Origin of the sequence: Streptomyces sioyaensis, assembly GCF_004122735.1 — a bacterium.
Taxonomy (GTDB): Bacteria; Actinomycetota; Actinomycetes; order Streptomycetales; family Streptomycetaceae; genus Streptomyces; species Streptomyces sioyaensis.
Genome location: NZ_SDIF01000020.1, coordinates 56298 through 73558, shown reverse-complemented (window position 1 = coordinate 73558; position 17261 = coordinate 56298). Strand labels below are relative to the sequence as shown.

Sequence of the window (17261 nt, the reverse complement as noted above, 5' to 3'; positions counted from 1 at the left end):
CCATGCGAGCGATCACTATCCCGGAGCCCGGTGGCCCCGAAGCACTTGTCCGGGCGGACGTGCCCGATCCCCAGCTGGCTGAGGGCGAGGTCCTGATCGAGGTCGCGGCCAGCGCCGTGAACCGCGCGGACCTGCTCCAGCGTCAGGGCTTCTACGACCCGCCGCCCGGCTCCTCCCCGTACCCCGGCCTGGAGTGCTCGGGGCGGATCACCGCGCTCGGCCCCGGTGTGCACGGCTGGGCCGTCGGCGACGAGGTGTGCGCGCTGCTCGCGGGCGGCGGATACGCCGAGCAGGTCGCGGTGCCGGCCGGGCAGGTGCTGCCGGTGCCGGCCGGCCTGGATCTGGTCACGGCCGCCGCACTGCCCGAGGTGACCTGCACGGTCTGGTCGAACGTCTTCATGATCGCTCACCTCCGGCCCGGCGAGACCCTGCTGGTCCACGGCGGCGCCAGCGGCATCGGCACGATGGCGATCCAGCTGGCCAAGGCGGTCGGCGCACGGGTCGCGGTCACCGCGGGCGGCCCCGAAAAGCTGGCGCGCTGCGCCGAGTTGGGCGCCGACATCCTCATCGACTACCGCGAGCAGGACTTCGTGCAGGAGATCCGCAAGGCCACCGACGGGGCGGGCGCGGACGTCATCCTCGACATCATCGGCGCGAAATATCTGCAGCGGAACGTCAAGGCGCTGGCGGTCAGCGGACGGCTGGCGATCATCGGGCTGCAGGGCGGGGTGAAGGCGGAGCTGAATCTCGCCGCTCTGATGGCCAAGCGCGCCGCGATCACCGGCGCCGGGCTGCGGGCCCGCCCGCTGAACGAGAAGGCGGCCATCGTCGCCGCCGTGCGGGAGCACGTCTGGCCGCTGATCGCCAACGGTCAGGTCCGGCCGATCGTGGACCGCACGCTCCCGATGGCGGAGGCCGCCGAGGCGCACCGCATCGTGGAGGCGAGTGCGCATGTCGGCAAGGTCGTGCTGACCGTCTGAGCCGACCGGAACGACCGCCCGGCCCGTGCCTTCCCCTCCCTCATGCCCGACGGGTAACCCGCCTGATATGTCTGAGATGCCGTGAATCTCATCACATGTGACGCTGGACGGGTCACTCGACGGCTCGGCACGGGAGGGGCATGTGGTCGCTCCAGGATTCCGTTCGCGCATTGCCACCGGTCTGTTGGTGGCTTCCGTCGTCCTGCCCGTTCCTCTGGGCGCCACCCCCGCGGTGGCTGCGGACCGACGGGCCACTCCGGTCGACCGCCCGTCCCTCCTAGTCCGCCCGGACGATCAGCGCGACGACGACGGCCGGGACGACTACGGAACCGGCGACTTCGGGCTGGGCGATTACGCCGACGATCTGGCGCCTGGCTCCTCGCCGGCTGACGGGCGGGGGACGGGCCGGGCGCACCCCGGGCACTCCGGGGCGTCCGCACGGGTCCCGGGGCTGCCGGACCACTTCCCGGGCCTGCCGCCGTACGCCCTTCCGGGGTCCTCGCACCGGCCTCCGCATCATCACTTCGGTGGACGTCGCGGGCACGGAGAGTGGCGTCACCACCCGCATCACCGGTTCGGCCCCGATTTCATCGGGCCGATGCCCCCGTTCGGCTTCGCGGGCCCCGAGGGCAGGGGCAGGGACTTCCCCCGGCGGGGGCATCACGGTCCGCCCGGCCCGGGAGGTCCGCCCGGTGCCGACCGTGGGCACTCCCTGCCCGGCCGGCACGCACCGGCGCGGAAGCACTCCAAGCCCGCGGGGTCCGCATCCCGTGGGACAGCCATCCCGGCAGGTTCGTCCGCCTCGCACCGCCACAACGTCGCTGACCGGCGGGCCGTGCGCTCCTATGACGTACTGCCGCCGCTTCCGACCGCCGTACCGAAGAAGGACGGTTCGGTACCGGACGGCGTGGACGGCGAAGCGGCTGCGACGGAACGTCCCTACGCCATGGAGACGCCCTCAGCCCCGGTGGAGCGGGTCCTGCCGATGGGGGCCGGTCTTGCCCTCACCGGCCTGGGGCTGGCCTTCTTCGCCCTTCGGCTGCGCCGCAGCTGAAGTCCGACGGTTTCACGTGAAACAGCCGGGAATCCCTTGTTTCACGTGAAACCGCGGCAGCTGCATCCCCTCGGAAGGGTGGATCACGTTCTCCAGGGGGCACGACCGTTCATAACCCCTGGTGCGAGAGAATGGCGGCATGGATATGCCGATGAACGAACGGTCGCAGGAGAACCCGCACGTCCTGGTTGTCGGCCCGGACGGCATGGCGCTCGGCAGCGCCGGCTCCGGTGGCGGGGACGGCGAAGAGTCCCGCGAGACGCCGGTGACGGACATGGTCGAACAGCCTGCGAAGGTCATGCGCATCGGCAGCATGATCAAGCAGCTGCTGGAAGAGGTGAAGGCCGCGCCTCTCGACGAGGCGAGCCGGGTCCGTCTCAAGGAGATCCACGCCAGCTCGGTCAAGGAGCTGGAGGACGGGCTGGCGCCCGAACTGGTCGAGGAGCTGGAGCGGCTGTCGCTGCCCTTCACCAATGAGTCGGTGCCGACGGAGGCGGAGCTGCGGATCGCCCAGGCCCAGCTGGTGGGCTGGCTGGAGGGTCTCTTCCACGGCATCCAGACCGCGCTGTTCGCTCAGCAGATGGCGGCTCGTGCCCAGCTGGAGTCGATGCGCCGTGCGCTGCCGCCCGGCGTCGCGGCGATGGACGGCGAGGAGGGGCAGCCCGGTCACGGCGGCGCCCGCTCGGGTCCGTATCTCTAGGGAATTCCCTGGAATCGTCGGTCGGGGCCGCCGGCGCACCGCACACGCAGACAGAAGGGGCCGGCACGCAGGGCGCGTGCCGGCCCCTCCGTCAGACACCGGAGACCCGTGGACCGGTTGCCGTCAGTCGCTGCGGCCGGTCGAGACGGTCAGGTCGATGGTCTGGTCCGTGTCCGGGTACCACCAGCTGACAGCGGCCGGGCTCTGATCCGTGACGGTGTTCTTGCCCCAGATCGAGCTGTCCTCTTCGTCGACGATCTTGTACTTCCAGCCGGCCGCCTCGATGCACTTCTTCACCGAGTCCAGGTTCTTGAAGCGGAACGACGGGACGAGGATCTTGCCCTTCTCGCTGTAGCTCTTGGTCGGGTGGGTGCACTCGGACGTGAGGATCGTCGCCGTCTTGTCCTCGGGCCGGACGCTCTCGGTGGGCGAGGAGTACGACGAGTACGTCGGGGTCGGGGTCACGTCCCCGCCGTGGTCCTCGCTGGAGCCGGCGCTCAGACCGATACCGATCGCGATCGCGGTGACCACGACCACACCGATGATCGCCGAGATGACGATCACCGCGGAGTTGCCCTTCCGGCCGCCGGGACCGCCGGTCGACGGCATCGAGGCCGTGACGGGCGGGGGCGGCGGGGTGTACGCCTGCGGGGGCGGGAACCCGCCCGCGTTGAACGGTGCCGGGGCGGGCGCAGGCGTGGGCGTCGGATAGGCGTTGTTCGGCGGCGGGGGCGTCGACGGCCCGAACCCGGCCGCCTGGGTCGGCTGATACGGCTGCTGCACGTTCGGCGGGGCCGGAGTGTGCGGGGCGCCGGAAGCGGTGGGGAACACCGCGGAGGAGACGGACGAGCCGCTGGTGCGTGCCGGCGGGCCCCCGCCGATGATCAGCGGTGTCGCGCCGGACTGCCCGGACCCGACGATCCGCAGGCATTCGTCCCGCATCGCCTCCGCGGTGGGGAACCGCTCATTGGGGTTCTTCTTCAGCGCCCGGGCCACCAGCGCGTCCACGGCCGCCGGCAGCGAGCTGTTGATGCTCGACGGGACCGGGGGCTCTTCCTGGACGTGCGCGTAGGCGATGGCGAGCGGGGAGTCCGCGTCGAACGGCAGCTGGCCGGTCAGCAGCTCGAAGAGCATGATGCCGACGGAGTAGAGGTCGGAGCGGGCGTCCACACCGCGGCCCAGCGCCTGCTCGGGCGACAGGTACTGCGGAGTACCGACGACCATGCCGGTCTGCGTCATCGACGTCACGCCGGACTGCATGGCCCGGGCGATGCCGAAGTCCATGACCTTGACGACACCGCGCTTGTTCAGCATCACGTTGCCGGGCTTGATGTCCCGGTGGACCAGGCCCATCTCGTGGCTGACCTCGAGCGCGGCCAGTACATCGGCCGTGATCTTCAGGGCTTTTTCCGTCGGCATCGCGCCATGTTGGGCAACGTCGGTGTCCAGGTCGGAGCGCAGCGGCTGGCCCGCGACGTACTCCATGACGATGTACGGCACCATGCCGCCGTCGAGCTCGTCCTCACCGGAGTCGAAGACCGAAACGATGTTGGTGTGCGTGAGCTTCGCCACGGACTGGGCCTCACGGCGGAAGCGCTCACGGAAGGCCTGCTCGCGGCCGAGCTCGGTGTGCAGGGTCTTGATCGCGACCTCGCGGTCGAGCACGCTGTCGTAGGCGAGGTGCACGGAGGCCATGCCACCCGCACCGAGAAGATCACGAAGCTGGTAACGTCCCCCGCCGACCGAACGGCCCTCGTATTGGCCCTGAGCGCCGTCCTGGCTCATCGCTCCGCTTCCCCCTACGCGCGCACTATCCCGTACGGATAGTGATCAAAATCTGGAATTCCGCAGCCAAGTCTGCCCCAGGGCCTGGACACGTCAAGCTGTGTGCCCGTTCCGTGACCAGATGCGCAAGATCACGTCACAGCCCACAGACAATTTCAGCACCGGATCGTCCCTGGTGAACTTGCCCGCGTTGGCTTCCGGCAGGTTTGATGGCCGGTCCACGACGGACCGATGGGTGCCGCGGAACCTGTAGCGTGCTCTAGCGAAGACCGATGACCTTACCGCTCTCATGCGGATCGATTCGACGGCGAGGACCGATGGCACCGACGCAGAGCCCCCAGGGCCCGTCCGATCCTGACGCCACCGGCTCCAATATCCCCGACGCACCGGAGATGTGGGGCAACGGCGGGCTGGTCGGCGACGGCCGCTACCGGCTCACGCGACGGCTCGGCCGCGGCGGTATGGCGGAGGTGTTCGCGGCCGAGGACGTACGGCTCGGCCGCACCGTCGCCGTGAAGCTGCTGCGTGCCGACCTCGCCGAGGACCCGGTCTCCAAGGCCCGCTTCACGCGGGAGGCACAGTCCGTGGCCGGGCTGAACCACCACGCGGTGGTGGCGGTCTACGACTCGGGTGAGGACCTGGTCGGCGGCAACACCGTGCCGTACATCGTGATGGAGCTGGTCGAGGGCCACACCATCCGCGATCTGCTGCTCAACGCCGATGCCCCGCCGGCCGACCAGGCGCTGATCATCGTCTCCGGGGTGCTGGAGGCGCTGGCCTACAGCCACCAGCACGGCATCGTGCACCGTGACATCAAGCCCGCGAACGTGATCATCACCAACAGCGGCGCCGTCAAGGTCATGGACTTCGGCATCGCCCGTGCCCTGCACGGCGCCCAGTCCACGATGACCCAGACCGGCATGGTCATGGGGACGCCCCAGTACCTCTCCCCTGAGCAGGCGCTCGGCAAGACCGTCGACACCCGCTCCGACCTCTACGCCACCGGCTGTCTGCTCTACGAGCTCCTCACGCTGCGGCCGCCGTTCACCGGCGAGACCCCGCTTTCGGTGGTCTACCAGCACGTGCAGGACATGCCGGTGGCGCCGTCCGAGGTCGCCGACGCGGTGCCGCCGGAGCTGGACGGCCTGGTCATGCGGTCGCTGGCCAAGGACCCCGACGACCGGTTCCAGTCCGCCGAGGAGATGCGCGGCCTGGTCCAGTACTCGCTGCAGATGCTGCACGAGCAGGGCGGCCACACCGGCACCTGGAACACCGGCCCGGTCGCCCTGCACGAGGGCGGTCACGGCGCGTCCATGGGCACCGCGGCCACCACGGCCCTGCCGCACCCCGACGCCGGCCAGACCACGGCCCAGCCGATCCTCACGTCCGGTATGCGCGACGACGACGGCGGCTTCGACGGCGGCCCCCGCCCGGCCAGGGGCGGCCGCGGCAAGATCTGGCTGATCGCGGCGCTCGCGGTGATCGCGATCGCGGTGGGTGTGGCCTTCGCGCTGCAGAACACCGGCGGCCAGGACAAGAAGAAGGACACCCCCACGACGCAGTCGCCGTCGCCGTCCAAGGACGACAAGACGAGCGAGCCGCCGACGGAGGAGCCGAGCACCCCGCAGACCGAGCCCGGCACCACGGGCGGTGACGGCGGCACGTACAGCCAGCCGCCGACCCAGGAGCCCAGCACGCCGGAGACGTCCGAGCCGCCCACCTCCGAGCCGCCGTCGTCGGAGCCGCCGACCTCCGAGCCGCCCACCGACTCCACCGGCGGGACGGCGGACGGCGGGACCACCGATGGCGGGACCGCGGACGGCGGGACCGCGGACGGGGGCACCGCCAACGGCGGAACGACCACCGGAACGGACAGCGGGACCACCACCGGCAGCGGCACGGACGCCGGCTCGACGCTCGGCCCGGCCGGCTGATGGGCGCCCCGCCGCGGTTCAGCGGGTGAACGCGTTCCGCACGGCCCGGTACTCGCGGGTCCACCACACGGCCAGTGCGGCCGCCGCCGGGAACTGGGCATCGGTGCGGCGGTCGCCGAGCTGGTAGCGCCAGGTGAGCATCCAGAAGTCGTTCAGCCGCTCCCACCACACCCGGTGGACGGCCGCCGCGAGCTCCTCGGCGCCGGCCCCGCAGGCGCTGCGGTAGGCGCCCGCGTACGCCGCCACCTTGGCCAGGTCCAGCGTCCCGCAGGGGCGTACGAAGAAGATCGCGGCGGCGCGTACCGCCTCTTCGGCGCGCGGCTGGACGCCCAGCCGGTCCCAGTCGACGATCGCGGTCGGCTCCGCGCCGCGGTAGAGGACGTTCAGCGGGTGGAAGTCGCCGTGCACCCAGCCCGCCGGGGGCTCCGCGCCGGGCGCCGGGCGGTGGTGTGCCAGCTCGGCCAGCAGCGCCCGGCGCTCCAGCAGACGGTGTTCGGCGAGTTCGTCGAAGCTGGTGCGCGGACGGGCGCCGCGGGCCAGGGCCAGCAGCTCCTCGATCGTCTCGAAGGTCCGCTCCGGGTCGGCGCCGGCGTCCGCGCAGGGCGGCCGGGGCGGATGCGGTTCGCCGGCCATGGCCTGCTCCAGGGCGGTGTGGACCAGCCCGAGCAGCGCGCCCAGCTGCCAGGACTGGCCGCGGGTCAGCGCCGCGCCGCCGAGGTGCCGGCCCTCGACCCAGGGGTGCAGGGCGTAGCAGCGGCCGTCGAGGACGGTGACGGTGCGGCCGTCCGCGTCGGCGAGGGGCGGGACGACCGGCAGGCCGAGCGCGGCGAGCCGGCGGGTGGCGCGGTGCTGGCGGGTGAGGGCGGCGCGGTCGCCGTCGAGATGGTGCTTGAGGAAGTAACGGCCGCGGGTGGTGGCGAGGAAGTAGCCGTGGTTGAGCAGGCCCTCGGCGACGGGCTCACAGGACAGCGGCGCGCCGGCGCCGGTGTAGTGGCGGAGCAGGGCTCCGAGGGTGTCTTTGTCGGGCGTCGCCGCCGTCCGGACTACAGATGAGCGCAGCACTCGTCAGATGTTAGATCAACTGCGTACGTCACAGGGGGCGCGCCGGAGAGCCTTACACAGAGTGCGCGCCCCGGAAGACCGGCACATCGGTGAGGTAGTGCATGGTCACGAACTCCGGCTCGACGCGCAGGAAGACGGGGGCGTAGGGGGCGCCGTCGGCCAGCCGGGGGGAGCTCCCGAAGAGTTGCCGCTCGACGGGGGTGGGCTCGACGACCCGGGCGGTGCCGGTGAACTGCACCGACCAGGTGTCGTCCTCGCCGCTGTTGACGTTGTCGGCCTCGTAGGCGACCACGCTGCCGTCCAGGGCCTGGTGGTAGCCGTAGCCCTGGTGCAGCCGCAGCACCAGCCGGCCGTCGAGGACGAGGTGCCGGGCGACGGCGGTGAAGGGCAGTGCCCGCCGACTGGCAGAGACGCGCCCGTACGGCGTGCGGCTCAGCAGCTCGATGGCACGGTAGTTGTCGGTGGGCATGGCACCACCTTGCCGGGCGGATCCGTCCGGCACGTAGGGGCCAGCAGCCCCGGGCGGCGGGGCCGATGGTCCTGAATCACCATGAGCCGGGCAGGGCGCATCCGCCACTCCCTTGGCTGCTCAGTGTCGTTCGGCCTGCATCCGCGCGACGTAGGCGGCGGCCTGGGAGCGCCGTTCCATGCCGAGCTTGGACAGCAGGCTGGAGACGTAATTCTTGATCGTTTTCTCGGCGAGGTGCAGCCTTTCGCCGATGGCACGGTTGGTCAGGCCCTCGCCGATCAGATCGAGGATCCGGCGTTCCTGGTCGGTGAGGTTCGCCAGCTTGTCGTCACCCTTGGTGGCGCTGCCGTCGCGCAGCCGCTCCAGCACCCGGGCGGTGGCCACCGGGTCGAGCAGGGACTTGCCGGCCGCCACGTCGCGCACCGCGGAGAGGAGTTCGTTGCCCCGAATGGCCTTGAGGACATATCCGGCCGCACCGGCCATGATCGCATCGAAAAGGGCTTCGTCGTCCGCGAAGGAGGTGAGCATCAGGCATTTGATGTCCTCATCCTGCGACCGGATCTCGCGGCAGACCTCGACACCGCTCCCGTCGGGCAGCCGGACATCGAGCACCGCCACGTCCGGGCGGGTCGCAGGGATCCTGACCAGGGCATCTGCGGCGGTACCCGCCTCGCCGACCACCTCGATGTCGTCCTCGACCGAGAGCATTTCGTGGACGCCACGCCGGACAACTTCGTGGTCATCGAGCAGGAATACCGTGATTTTTCCGTCTTCGCGCACCTTCCCAGTCTCACACATCGACTCTTCCCGTGCTCCAGGTCACCGATATAACGTGCCATTGTCCCGGCGGCCTGCAACGCTGTGACCAGGGGTTGTTCCAAGCCTTAGTGATTTACTTGGAAATCCAAGCAAAATCGCAGGTCAGCGCCGTTTCCACTTCGGCTTTGACAATGGGTAACGTGCAATGAGCAGGCCACTGTCCGGGAGCTTTGTTCCACCCGGATCCGGCCGCGATCGCACACACCCCGTGCGCCGTATCGGATACCGGGTGAGCCGCAATACGGCCACCGGCGGACCCCGGGGGCCGGACAGACGGAGGAGCAGCACGTGACCGTGGAAGGCACTGCGCAGCGGAAAAACACCCGCGGCAGCAGCAAGCGCACCACCGCCGCAAAGGCGACGTCGGCCAAGAAGGCGTCCCCGGCCAAGGCCCGGAACTCCGGCCGGCCCGAGCAGGCGGAGCAGGATCAGCTCGTACAACTGCTGACCCCCGAAGGGAAGCGGGTCGAGCACCCCGATTACTCGATCGACCTGTCCCCCGACGAGCTGCGCGGGCTCTACCGCGACATGGTGCTGACGCGGAAGTTCGACGCCGAGGCGACCACCCTCCAGCGCCAGGGCGAACTGGGCCTGTGGGCCTCGCTGCTGGGCCAGGAGGCCGCCCAGATCGGCTCCGGGCGCGCGCTGCGCGACGACGACTATGTCTTCCCGACCTACCGGGAGCACGGCGTGGCATGGTGCCGCGGCGTCGACCCGACGAATCTGCTGGGGATGTTCCGCGGTGTCAATCACGGCGGCTGGGATCCCAGTACCAACAACTTCCACCTCTACACCATCGTCATCGGTTCGCAGACGCTGCACGCGACCGGCTATGCGATGGGTGTGCAGAAGGACGGCGCGGATTCCGCGGTCATTGCGTATTTCGGTGACGGTGCCTCCAGCCAGGGAGATGTCGCGGAATCCTTCACCTTCTCCGCGGTCTACAACGCCCCGGTCGTGTTCTTCTGCCAGAACAACCAGTGGGCGATTTCCGAGCCCACCGAGAAGCAGACCCGGGTGCCGCTCTACCAGCGCGCCCGCGGCTTCGGATTCCCCGGCGTACGGGTCGACGGCAATGACGTCCTGGCCTGCCTGGCGGTGACCCGGGCGGCGCTGGAGCGGGCGCGCACCGGCCAGGGCCCGATGCTCATCGAGGCGTTCACCTACCGCATGGGCGCGCACACCACCTCCGACGACCCGACGAAGTACCGGGCGGACGAGGAGCGGGCGGCCTGGGAGGCCAAGGACCCGATCCTGCGGCTGCGGACGTACCTGGAGGCCGAGGGCATCGTCGACGAGGCGTACCTGGCCTCGATCGACGAGGAGAGCGAGGCCCTGGGCAAGCGGGTCCGCGACGCCGTCCGTGCCATGCCCGACCCGGACGACATGGCGATTTTCGAGAATGTCTATGCCGATGGGCATGCGCTCGTCGATGAGGAGCGCGCACAGTTCGCCGCCTACCAGGCGTCGTTCGTCGATGCCGGCGCCGCGGAGGAGAACTGACCATGGCCGTCTTCGAGAAGATCACCATTGCCAAGGCGATCAACGAGTCGCTGCGCGCCTCCATGGAGGCCGACCCCAAGGTCCTCGTCATGGGCGAGGACGTCGGCAAGCTCGGCGGCGTCTTCCGCGTCACCGACGGCCTGCAGAAGGACTTCGGCGAGGACCGGGTGATCGACACCCCGCTCGCCGAGTCCGGCATCGTCGGCACCGCGATCGGCATGGCACTGCGCGGCTATCGCCCGGTCGTCGAGATCCAGTTCGACGGCTTCGTCTTCCCCGCCTACGACCAGATCGTCACCCAGCTCGCGAAGATGCACGCCCGCGCGCTGGGCAAGGTCAAGGTGCCGGTCGTCATCCGCATCCCGTACGCGGGCGGCATCGGCGCGGTCGAGCACCACTCCGAGTCCCCCGAGGCGCTGTTCGCTCATGTCGCGGGCCTCAAGATCGTCACCCCCTCGAACTCCTCCGATGCCTACTGGATGCTCCAGCAGGCCATCGCGGGCGACGACCCGGTCATCTACTTCGAGCCCAAGCGCCGCTACCACGACAAGTCGCGACTGGACACCGAGTCGATCCCGGACCCGCTGCACAAGGCCCGGATCGCCCAGAACGGCTCCGACCTCACGCTGGCCGCCTACGGCCCGATGGTGAAGGTCTGCCTGGACGTCGCCAAGGTCGCGGCCGAGGAGGGCAAGTCGGTCGAGGTCGTCGACCTGCGCTCGCTCTCCCCGATCGACTTCGACACCGTGCAGTCGTCGGTGCAGAAGACCGGCCGGCTGGTCGTCGTCCACGAGGCCCCGGTCTTCTTCGGCGCAGGTGCCGAGATCGCCGCCCGGATCACCGAGCGGTGCTTCTACCACCTGGAGGCTCCGGTCCTGCGGGTCGGCGGTTTCCACTCCCCGTATCCGCCCTCCCGTCTGGAGGACGAGTACCTTCCGGGGCTGGACCGGGTGCTCGACGCCGTCGACCGTGCGTTGGCGTACTGAGGGTTTGAGGAGAGTTCGTGACCATGACTGCAAGTCCCGCCCGCGCTCAGCGCTTCCGCGAGTTCAAGATGCCCGACGTGGGCGAGGGACTCACCGAGGCCGAGATCCTCAAGTGGTACGTCCAGCCGGGCGACACCGTCACCGACGGCCAGGTCGTGTGTGAGGTCGAGACCGCCAAGGCCGCCGTCGAACTGCCCATTCCGTACGACGGGGTGGTGCACGAGCTGACCTTCGGCGAGGGCGTCACCGTCGATGTCGGCACCGTCATCATCTCGGTGGACACCGACCCCGGCGCCGGGCCCGCCGCGGCGCCGGCGGCCAAGGCGCCGCAGGAAGCCGCCCCCTCCGCCGAGGAGGACGCCGAGCCGCAGGGCCGTCAGGCGGTGCTGGTCGGCTATGGCGCCGCGCCGTCCTCGACCAAGCGCCGGGCTCGCAAGCCGCAGCCCGCGGTGCCGGCTCAGCCGGAGTCCGCGAGCGCCGGGCTCCAGGCGGAGCTGAACGGGCGGGCCACGCCCACGCCGATGATCACCCCGGTGCCCGTGCCCGCTGCGCCTGCTGCCCCCGTGGCCGCCGCGACCGCCGGCCGTCCGCTGGCCAAGCCGCCGGTGCGCAAGCTCGCCAAGGACCTCGGCATCGATCTGGCGACGGTCGCCCCGACCGGGCCAGACGGCATCATCACCCGCGAGGATGTGCATGCGGCCGCCGCCCCGGCAGCGGCGGAGGCTCCGGCCGGCGCCCCGGTGCCGGTGGCCGCGGCCCCGGCGGAGCCCGGCACCGTCGACACCGCCGCACGCGAGCGGCGGGTACCGGTCAAGGGCGTACGCAAGGCCACCGCGCAGGCGATGGTCGCCAGCGCCTTCACCGCGCCGCACGTCACGGAGTTCATCACCGTCGATGTGACCCGCACGATGAAGCTCGTCCAGGAGCTCAAGCAGGACCCGGACATGGCGGGGCTGCGGGTCAACCCGCTGCTGCTCGTCGCCAAGGCCTTCCTGGTCGCCCTCAAGCGCCACCCGGAGGTCAATGCGGCCTGGGACGAGGCGCATCAGGAGATCGTCTACAAGGACTACGTCAACCTCGGGATCGCGGCGGCCACCCCGCGCGGGCTGATCGTCCCGAACATCAAGGACGCCGGGTCCAAGACGCTCCCCCAACTCGCCGCGGATCTGGGCGAGCTGATCTCCACCGCCCGTGAGGGCAAGACCTCCCCGTCGGCGATGTCCGGCGGCACGGTCACCATCACCAACGTCGGCGTCTTCGGCGTCGACACCGGTACGCCGATCCTCAACCCGGGGGAGTCGGCGATCCTCGCCTTCGGCGCGGTCAAGCTCCAGCCGTGGGTCCACAAGGGCAAGGTGAAGGCGCGTCAGGTCACCACCCTCGCGCTGTCCTTCGACCACCGCCTCATCGATGGTGAGCTGGGCTCCAAGCTGCTCGCGGATGTCGCGGCGGTGCTGGAACGGCCCAAGCGGCTGATCACCTGGGGATGACCCGGGATGCGGAGCCGGGCGGTGCAGGGCGGCGTTTCACGTGAAACGCCGCCCTGCACCCGCCCCGGCCCCGTGGACGAACATCCGCTCGCGGTCCCCGCGCCCCCGCTCCGGCCGTACGTCAGCGGGTACGCCGGATACCGGCAGGCCGGGGTGCCGCCGGGCCGGCACCGTGGGCTCCCCTCGCCCCGGCTGACCCTGATCTTCACCCTCGATGAGCCCCTCACGCTGGCCGGCCACCCCGATCCGGCACAGGCACCGGGCACCTACAGCGCCCTCCTGGGCGGTCTGCACACCCGCCCTGCGATGATCACCCACCAGGGCCGTCAGTCCGGCATCCAGCTCGGCCTGCACCCGCTGGGCGCCGGCTGTCCGCCCAGCCAATGGCTCGCCGGGGAGTTCCGAAACGTCCAAGCCCCGGGGGGAGCCTTCGAGGAAGGCTGAGGTCAGCGGCCCCCCGGGGGCCGCCCACCCGATCCAGGAGGTCCGGCGATCATGTCCGACACCACACCCGCACCCCAGGTATGGCCGACGCTGCGGGCCCGCGATGCCCGCGCGCTGATCCGGTTCCTGGCCGATGCGTTCGGGTTCGAGGAGACCGCGGTCATCCCCGGGGAGGGCGGGCACGTCGAGCACGCCCAGCTCTCCTGGCCGGAAGGCGGCATCATGCTCGGCTCCGTCAGGGACGGGAAGGAGGATCACTGGCCGCTGCAGCCGGGAACCTTCGGGGCCTATGTCGTCACCGACCGTCCCGACGAGCTGTATGCGCGTGCCACCGCGGCCGGCGCGGAGATCACCGAGGAGCTGACCGTCACCGACTACGGCTCACGGGGCTTCGGCGCCCGCGATCCCGAGGGCAACCGCTGGTCGTTCGGTACCTATCGCGGCGAGCCGCGGACGCGGTAGCGAGTGGTACGGGCCGGTGGTCAGCCGCGGATGAGCTGCACAGCGCGGCTGAAGTGTCCCACCGGGCCGTCCTGGCCGGATTCGTCGGCGCGCGCGGCGGCGCGGGTCAGGGTGACACCGGCCCACAGGCCGGCCACGATCAATGCCACGACGACGGTGTTCCGCGTGCGGCGGCCGGCGTTCGTCCTGGGCTGCATGGTCCACTCCCCTTGGCTGTCCGAGCCTCCCCGGCTCTGCCTCTATTCACCCATGGAATGCGCGCCGATCCGTACGCGGCAGGTACGGACTCTTGTCAGTCTTTAGGTGGACCCGACATCCGCCTGAGGTCTGCCGCACGGCCGGCTCCGGCCACCCGGGGGCGGCCCCTCCCCTCGCCGCCGCCGGTCTGCCGGACGCCGGTGCGCATCACGCGCTTACCAGGGCAATCAGGGCCGGTCATGTCCGCATCGCGGACCGGGGTGTCGTACGTATACCTGTTGTATCTATCCTGTGTGCATGCCCTCTACATCCACACCTACCGTCCCCGCCCGGGAGTCCGCCACCAGACAGCCGCCCGCCGCCGAGCGGGTCTATGCGCATATCAAGGACGCCGTCCTGGACCGCCGCTACGAGGGCGGGATGCTGCTCACCGAGGGCGAACTGGCCGAGGCCGTGGGGGTGTCACGGACGCCGGTGCGGGAGGCGCTGCTGCGGCTGGAGGTCGAGGGTCTGATCAAGCTCTACCCGAAGAAGGGCGCGCTGGTGCTGCCGGTCTCCGCGCAGGAGATCGCCGACGTCGTCGAGACCCGGCTGCTGGTGGAGAAGCACGCCGCGGCCAAGGCGGTGCCCGCGAACGAGGAGCTGATCGGCGAGCTGACCGAGCTGCTGGAGACGATGCGGGAGCAGGCGGCGTCCGGCGATCTGGCCGCCGTCTCCGTCACCGACCGCGCCTTCCACGCCGCCATCGTGCGCAGCGCCGGCAATCAGATCCTGGACCGCCTCTACGACCAGCTGCGCGACCGCCAGCTGCGGATGGGTGTCGCGGTGATGCATGCCCACCCGGACCGGATCGCCAAGAACATCGCCGAGCATGCGGAGATCCTCGAAGCGCTGCGGGCCGGGGACGCGGACGCCGCGACCGACGTCGTGCAGCGGCACGTCAGCTGGGTCCGCCACCTCGCGCAGGGCGAGGCGCGATGAGCGCCGGCTCCGGACGCGCTGACGGCTCCGGCATAGGTGGCGGCTGCGCCCGGCTGCTGCCCGCCGACCCGCCCGGCGGCCCCAAGGCGATGGCCGTCTGGGGCATCGGCGTCGCGGTCTACTTCGTCGCCATCACCTACCGCACCAGCCTCGGAGTGGCGGGCCTGGACGCCGCCGAGCGCTTCCACATCAACGCCTCGGCGCTGTCGACCTTCTCCCTCCTGCAGCTGCTGGTATATGCGGGGATGCAGATCCCCGTCGGCCTGCTGGTCGACCGGCTCGGGCCCAAGAGGGTGCTGACCCTCGGCGTGGTGCTCTACACCGTCGGCCAGTTCGGCTTTGCGCTCTCCTCGTCGTACGGCATGGCGCTCGGCTCCCGTGCGCTGCTCGGATGCGGGGACGCGATGACGTTCATCAGCGTGCTGCGGCTGGGCTCCCGGTGGTTCCCGGCCCGCCGCGGCCCGATGATCGCGCAGATCGCCGCGCTGGTCGGCATGGCGGGCAACCTGGTCTCGACCCTCGTGCTCGCCCGGTTCCTGCACAGCTTCGGCTGGACCCCGACCTTCGTCTCCAGCGCCGCCGGCGGCATCGTCGTGCTGATCGTGCTGCTGCTGTTCCTCAAGGACCACCCCGAGGGCTTCGCCCCGCCGCCCCCCTCCGCCCAGCACACCGGCCTGGGGTTCGTCCGCCGGCAGATCGTCGAGTCCTGGCGTGAGCCCGGCACCCGGCTGGGCATGTGGGTGCACTTCACCACCCAGTTCCCCGCGATGGTGTTCCTGCTGCTCTGGGGCCTGCCCTTCCTCGTCGAGGCACAGGGGCTGTCCCGTGGCACCGCCGGTGAACTGCTCACCCTGGTGGTGCTCTCCAACATGGCGGTGGGCCTGATCTACGGCCAGGTCATCGCCCGCCACCACGCGGCCCGTACGCCACTGGCTCTGGGCACGGTCCTCGCCACGGCGCTGATGTGGGCGATCGTTCTGTGCTGGCCGGGCGCTCATGCGCCGATGGGGCTGCTGATCGTGCTGTGCACGGTGCTGGGCGCTTGCGGACCCGCCTCGATGATCGGCTTTGACTTCGCGCGCCCAGCCAATCCGCCCGAGCGTCTGGGCACCGCCTCCGGCATCGTCAACATGGGTGGCTTCACGGCCTCGATGACGACCCTGTTCGCCATCGGGGTCCTGCTGGACGCCACCGGCGACAACTACCGGATCGCCTTTGCCTCGATCTTCGTCGTGGAGGCGCTCGGTGTCTCGCAGATGCTGCGGCTGCGCCGGCGGGCGGTACGACGCGAGCGTGAACGGCTGGTGGCCAGCCGGGTGGAGGCGGTCCACGTTCCCGCGTGACGCCGGACGGCCAACTGGCCGGTGGGCGGGCCCGTTTCACGTGAAACGGACAGCGCAGTTTCACGTGAAACGGCTCACTCCGGGACCCACACCCCGTTCGCCGGTCGGGCGGGGGTGAGGGTGTCGGCCGGGTCCTGCCCGGCCCGTCGCCGCTACGGCGTGACGGCGAAGTTGTTCAGGATCGCCTCGGCCAGCTCACGGTCGCCGTCGATCTTGACCTGCTCGGCGACGGCCGCCGCACGAACCCGGCCGCAGGCCAGCTGGTGGAAGGTGTCCCAGTCCAGGGCGAACGTCACCGTCGGGCCGAGCGAGACGCTGCCGTCGATCGTGGCGTTGCCCTCGGCGTCGATACGGACCGTGCGCAGGAACTCCAGCGGTCCGCTGACGTCGAAGACCACCGCCGCATCGGCCGGCGCCTGGGCCCTCTTGGCGACGATGCCGGGCAGTGTCTTCACCAGCAGATCGCGCGTCACCTGCGCGCCGGGGGAGTCGAGGTTGCCGGGCTTGCCGAGGGCCCGGCGCAGGTCCTGCTCATGCACCCAGACATCGAACGCCCGCTGCTGCAGCACGAATTCCAGCGAACGGTCCTCACCGAGCGGGCTGTGCACCACGGCGTCCGGCTGACGGGACTCGTTGCGCAGCTGCCGGGAGCGGCGGATGACGGTGTATTCGAGCTCGCTGAGCATCTCCGGCGCGGTGTGGTGCCGGCGGACGTCGACCTGCACTTCCATCCGCCGCGCCGACTCGCTGCGTACGTGGTAGAGGTCGCGCGGCAGGGTGTGGATCGGCCGCGGGTCGCCCAGCATTTCGCATTCCAGGCCGATGACATGGGAGACGACATCGCGCACGGACCATCCTGGCAGGCCCGTCGCCCTGTTCCACTCGCCCTCGACGAGCGGAGTCACCAGCTCGGTTATCGCTTCTATGGAGTGAGTCCAGGCATCGATGGAGGACTGAAGGCTGGGATGGACGGTCACGGGACCCCTCGGACGGTTCGTACGCGGGCTGCTGTCTGTGCAGTTAAGTTACGCTGCGCACGGGCACCCCGGCA

Annotated in this window: 17 protein-coding genes; 11 read left to right on the top strand and 6 right to left on the bottom strand. The window is 70.6% G+C overall.

What is annotated here, in order from left to right; all coding sequences use genetic code 11:
* The first annotated feature begins 2 nt into the window (after positions 1-2).
* From EST54_RS10095 to EST54_RS10080, 3 genes are all read left to right on the top strand, one after another.
* Complete coding sequence (locus tag EST54_RS10095; RefSeq protein ID WP_129247209.1) at positions 3-980, top strand: NAD(P)H-quinone oxidoreductase; 978 nt, start codon at positions 3-5, stop codon at positions 978-980.
* Positions 981-1815: 835 nt separating this feature from the next.
* Positions 1816-2034 (top strand): hypothetical protein, encoded by a 219-nt coding sequence (locus EST54_RS34420; protein WP_129247205.1) that lies wholly within the window; start codon positions 1816-1818, stop codon positions 2032-2034.
* Between the two features lie 139 nt (positions 2035-2173).
* Complete coding sequence (locus tag EST54_RS10080) at positions 2174-2734, top strand: bacterial proteasome activator family protein (RefSeq protein WP_174244177.1); 561 nt, start codon at positions 2174-2176, stop codon at positions 2732-2734.
* Between the two features lie 123 nt (positions 2735-2857).
* On the opposite strand, the gene EST54_RS10075 is transcribed toward EST54_RS10080, so the two are convergent.
* A complete protein-coding gene (locus tag EST54_RS10075; RefSeq protein WP_129247203.1) occupies positions 2858-4519 on the bottom strand; it encodes a protein kinase domain-containing protein in 1662 nt (553 codons plus the stop codon).
* Positions 4520-4836: 317 nt separating this feature from the next.
* Between EST54_RS10075 and EST54_RS10070 the strand changes: the two genes are divergently transcribed.
* Positions 4837-6453, top strand: coding sequence for a protein kinase domain-containing protein (locus tag EST54_RS10070; RefSeq protein WP_129247202.1), 1617 nt, complete (start codon positions 4837-4839; stop codon positions 6451-6453).
* 18 nt (positions 6454-6471) lie between these two features.
* On the opposite strand, the gene EST54_RS10065 is transcribed toward EST54_RS10070, so the two are convergent.
* The 3 genes from EST54_RS10065 to EST54_RS10055 form a co-directional block, all read right to left on the bottom strand.
* A complete protein-coding gene (locus EST54_RS10065) occupies positions 6472-7515 on the bottom strand; it encodes a phosphotransferase (RefSeq protein WP_129247199.1) in 1044 nt (347 codons plus the stop codon).
* Between the two features lie 52 nt (positions 7516-7567).
* Complete coding sequence (locus EST54_RS10060; protein ID WP_129247197.1) at positions 7568-7984, bottom strand: pyridoxamine 5'-phosphate oxidase family protein; 417 nt, start codon at positions 7982-7984, stop codon at positions 7568-7570.
* 120 nt (positions 7985-8104) lie between these two features.
* A complete protein-coding gene (locus tag EST54_RS10055) occupies positions 8105-8764 on the bottom strand; it encodes a response regulator (RefSeq protein ID WP_129247195.1) in 660 nt (219 codons plus the stop codon).
* A 327-nt stretch (positions 8765-9091) separates the two neighbouring features.
* Here EST54_RS10055 and pdhA point away from each other — a divergent pair, with 327 nt between their 5' ends.
* The 5 genes from pdhA (at position 9092) to EST54_RS10030 (ending at position 13688) form a co-directional block, all read left to right on the top strand.
* On the top strand, positions 9092-10306 hold the full coding sequence (gene pdhA, locus EST54_RS10050) for a pyruvate dehydrogenase (acetyl-transferring) E1 component subunit alpha (RefSeq protein ID WP_129247193.1): 1215 nt from the start codon (positions 9092-9094) through the stop codon (positions 10304-10306).
* A gap of 2 nt (positions 10307-10308) precedes the next feature.
* Entirely contained in the window at positions 10309-11292 is a 984-nt protein-coding gene (locus EST54_RS10045; protein WP_129247191.1) for an alpha-ketoacid dehydrogenase subunit beta, read from the top strand.
* Positions 11293-11315: 23 nt separating this feature from the next.
* On the top strand, positions 11316-12782 hold the full coding sequence (locus tag EST54_RS10040; RefSeq protein ID WP_129247189.1) for a dihydrolipoamide acetyltransferase family protein: 1467 nt from the start codon (positions 11316-11318) through the stop codon (positions 12780-12782).
* Positions 12783-12854: 72 nt separating this feature from the next.
* The gene (locus EST54_RS10035; protein WP_239013192.1) at positions 12855-13226 is read left to right on the top strand and encodes a DUF6597 domain-containing transcriptional factor; all 372 of its coding nucleotides are present in this window, start codon (positions 12855-12857) and stop codon (positions 13224-13226) included.
* A 51-nt stretch (positions 13227-13277) separates the two neighbouring features.
* On the top strand, positions 13278-13688 hold the full coding sequence (locus EST54_RS10030; RefSeq protein WP_129247187.1) for a VOC family protein: 411 nt from the start codon (positions 13278-13280) through the stop codon (positions 13686-13688).
* Between the two features lie 20 nt (positions 13689-13708).
* On the opposite strand, the gene EST54_RS34615 is transcribed toward EST54_RS10030, so the two are convergent.
* Complete coding sequence (locus EST54_RS34615) at positions 13709-13885, bottom strand: hypothetical protein (RefSeq protein ID WP_167511518.1); 177 nt, start codon at positions 13883-13885, stop codon at positions 13709-13711.
* A 298-nt stretch (positions 13886-14183) separates the two neighbouring features.
* Here EST54_RS34615 and EST54_RS10025 point away from each other — a divergent pair, with 298 nt between their 5' ends.
* A complete protein-coding gene (locus tag EST54_RS10025) occupies positions 14184-14867 on the top strand; it encodes a GntR family transcriptional regulator (protein ID WP_129247185.1) in 684 nt (227 codons plus the stop codon).
* An 89-nt stretch (positions 14868-14956) separates the two neighbouring features.
* Positions 14957-16210: an MFS transporter gene (locus EST54_RS10020; protein ID WP_129247254.1), complete on the top strand. Its 1254-nt coding sequence runs from the start codon at positions 14957-14959 to the stop codon at positions 16208-16210.
* Positions 16211-16362: 152 nt separating this feature from the next.
* Here EST54_RS10020 and EST54_RS10015 read toward each other — a convergent pair whose 3' ends face one another.
* Positions 16363-17187 (bottom strand): maleylpyruvate isomerase family mycothiol-dependent enzyme, encoded by an 825-nt coding sequence (locus EST54_RS10015; protein WP_129247183.1) that lies wholly within the window; start codon positions 17185-17187, stop codon positions 16363-16365.
* Positions 17188-17261 lie beyond the last annotated feature (74 nt).

Bases quoted from the DNA above. Each gene is read 5' to 3' on its own strand.
- EST54_RS10095 (WP_129247209.1), top strand. From the start codon at position 3: ATGCGAGCGATCACTATCCCGGAGCCCGGTGGCCCCGAAGCACTTGTC.
- EST54_RS10080 (WP_174244177.1), top strand. From the start codon at position 2,174: ATGGATATGCCGATGAACGAACGGTCGCAGGAGAACCCGCACGTCCTG.
- EST54_RS10075 (WP_129247203.1), bottom strand. From the start codon at position 4,519: ATGAGCCAGGACGGCGCTCAGGGCCAATACGAGGGCCGTTCGGTCGGC.
- EST54_RS10070 (WP_129247202.1), top strand. From the start codon at position 4,837: ATGGCACCGACGCAGAGCCCCCAGGGCCCGTCCGATCCTGACGCCACC.
- EST54_RS10060 (WP_129247197.1), bottom strand. From the start codon at position 7,984: ATGCCCACCGACAACTACCGTGCCATCGAGCTGCTGAGCCGCACGCCG.
- EST54_RS10045 (WP_129247191.1), top strand. From the start codon at position 10,309: ATGGCCGTCTTCGAGAAGATCACCATTGCCAAGGCGATCAACGAGTCG.
- EST54_RS10040 (WP_129247189.1), top strand. From the start codon at position 11,316: ATGACTGCAAGTCCCGCCCGCGCTCAGCGCTTCCGCGAGTTCAAGATG.
- EST54_RS10030 (WP_129247187.1), top strand. From the start codon at position 13,278: ATGTCCGACACCACACCCGCACCCCAGGTATGGCCGACGCTGCGGGCC.
- EST54_RS34615 (WP_167511518.1), bottom strand. From the start codon at position 13,885: ATGCAGCCCAGGACGAACGCCGGCCGCCGCACGCGGAACACCGTCGTC.
- EST54_RS10025 (WP_129247185.1), top strand. From the start codon at position 14,184: ATGCCCTCTACATCCACACCTACCGTCCCCGCCCGGGAGTCCGCCACC.
- EST54_RS10020 (WP_129247254.1), top strand. From the start codon at position 14,957: ATGGCCGTCTGGGGCATCGGCGTCGCGGTCTACTTCGTCGCCATCACC.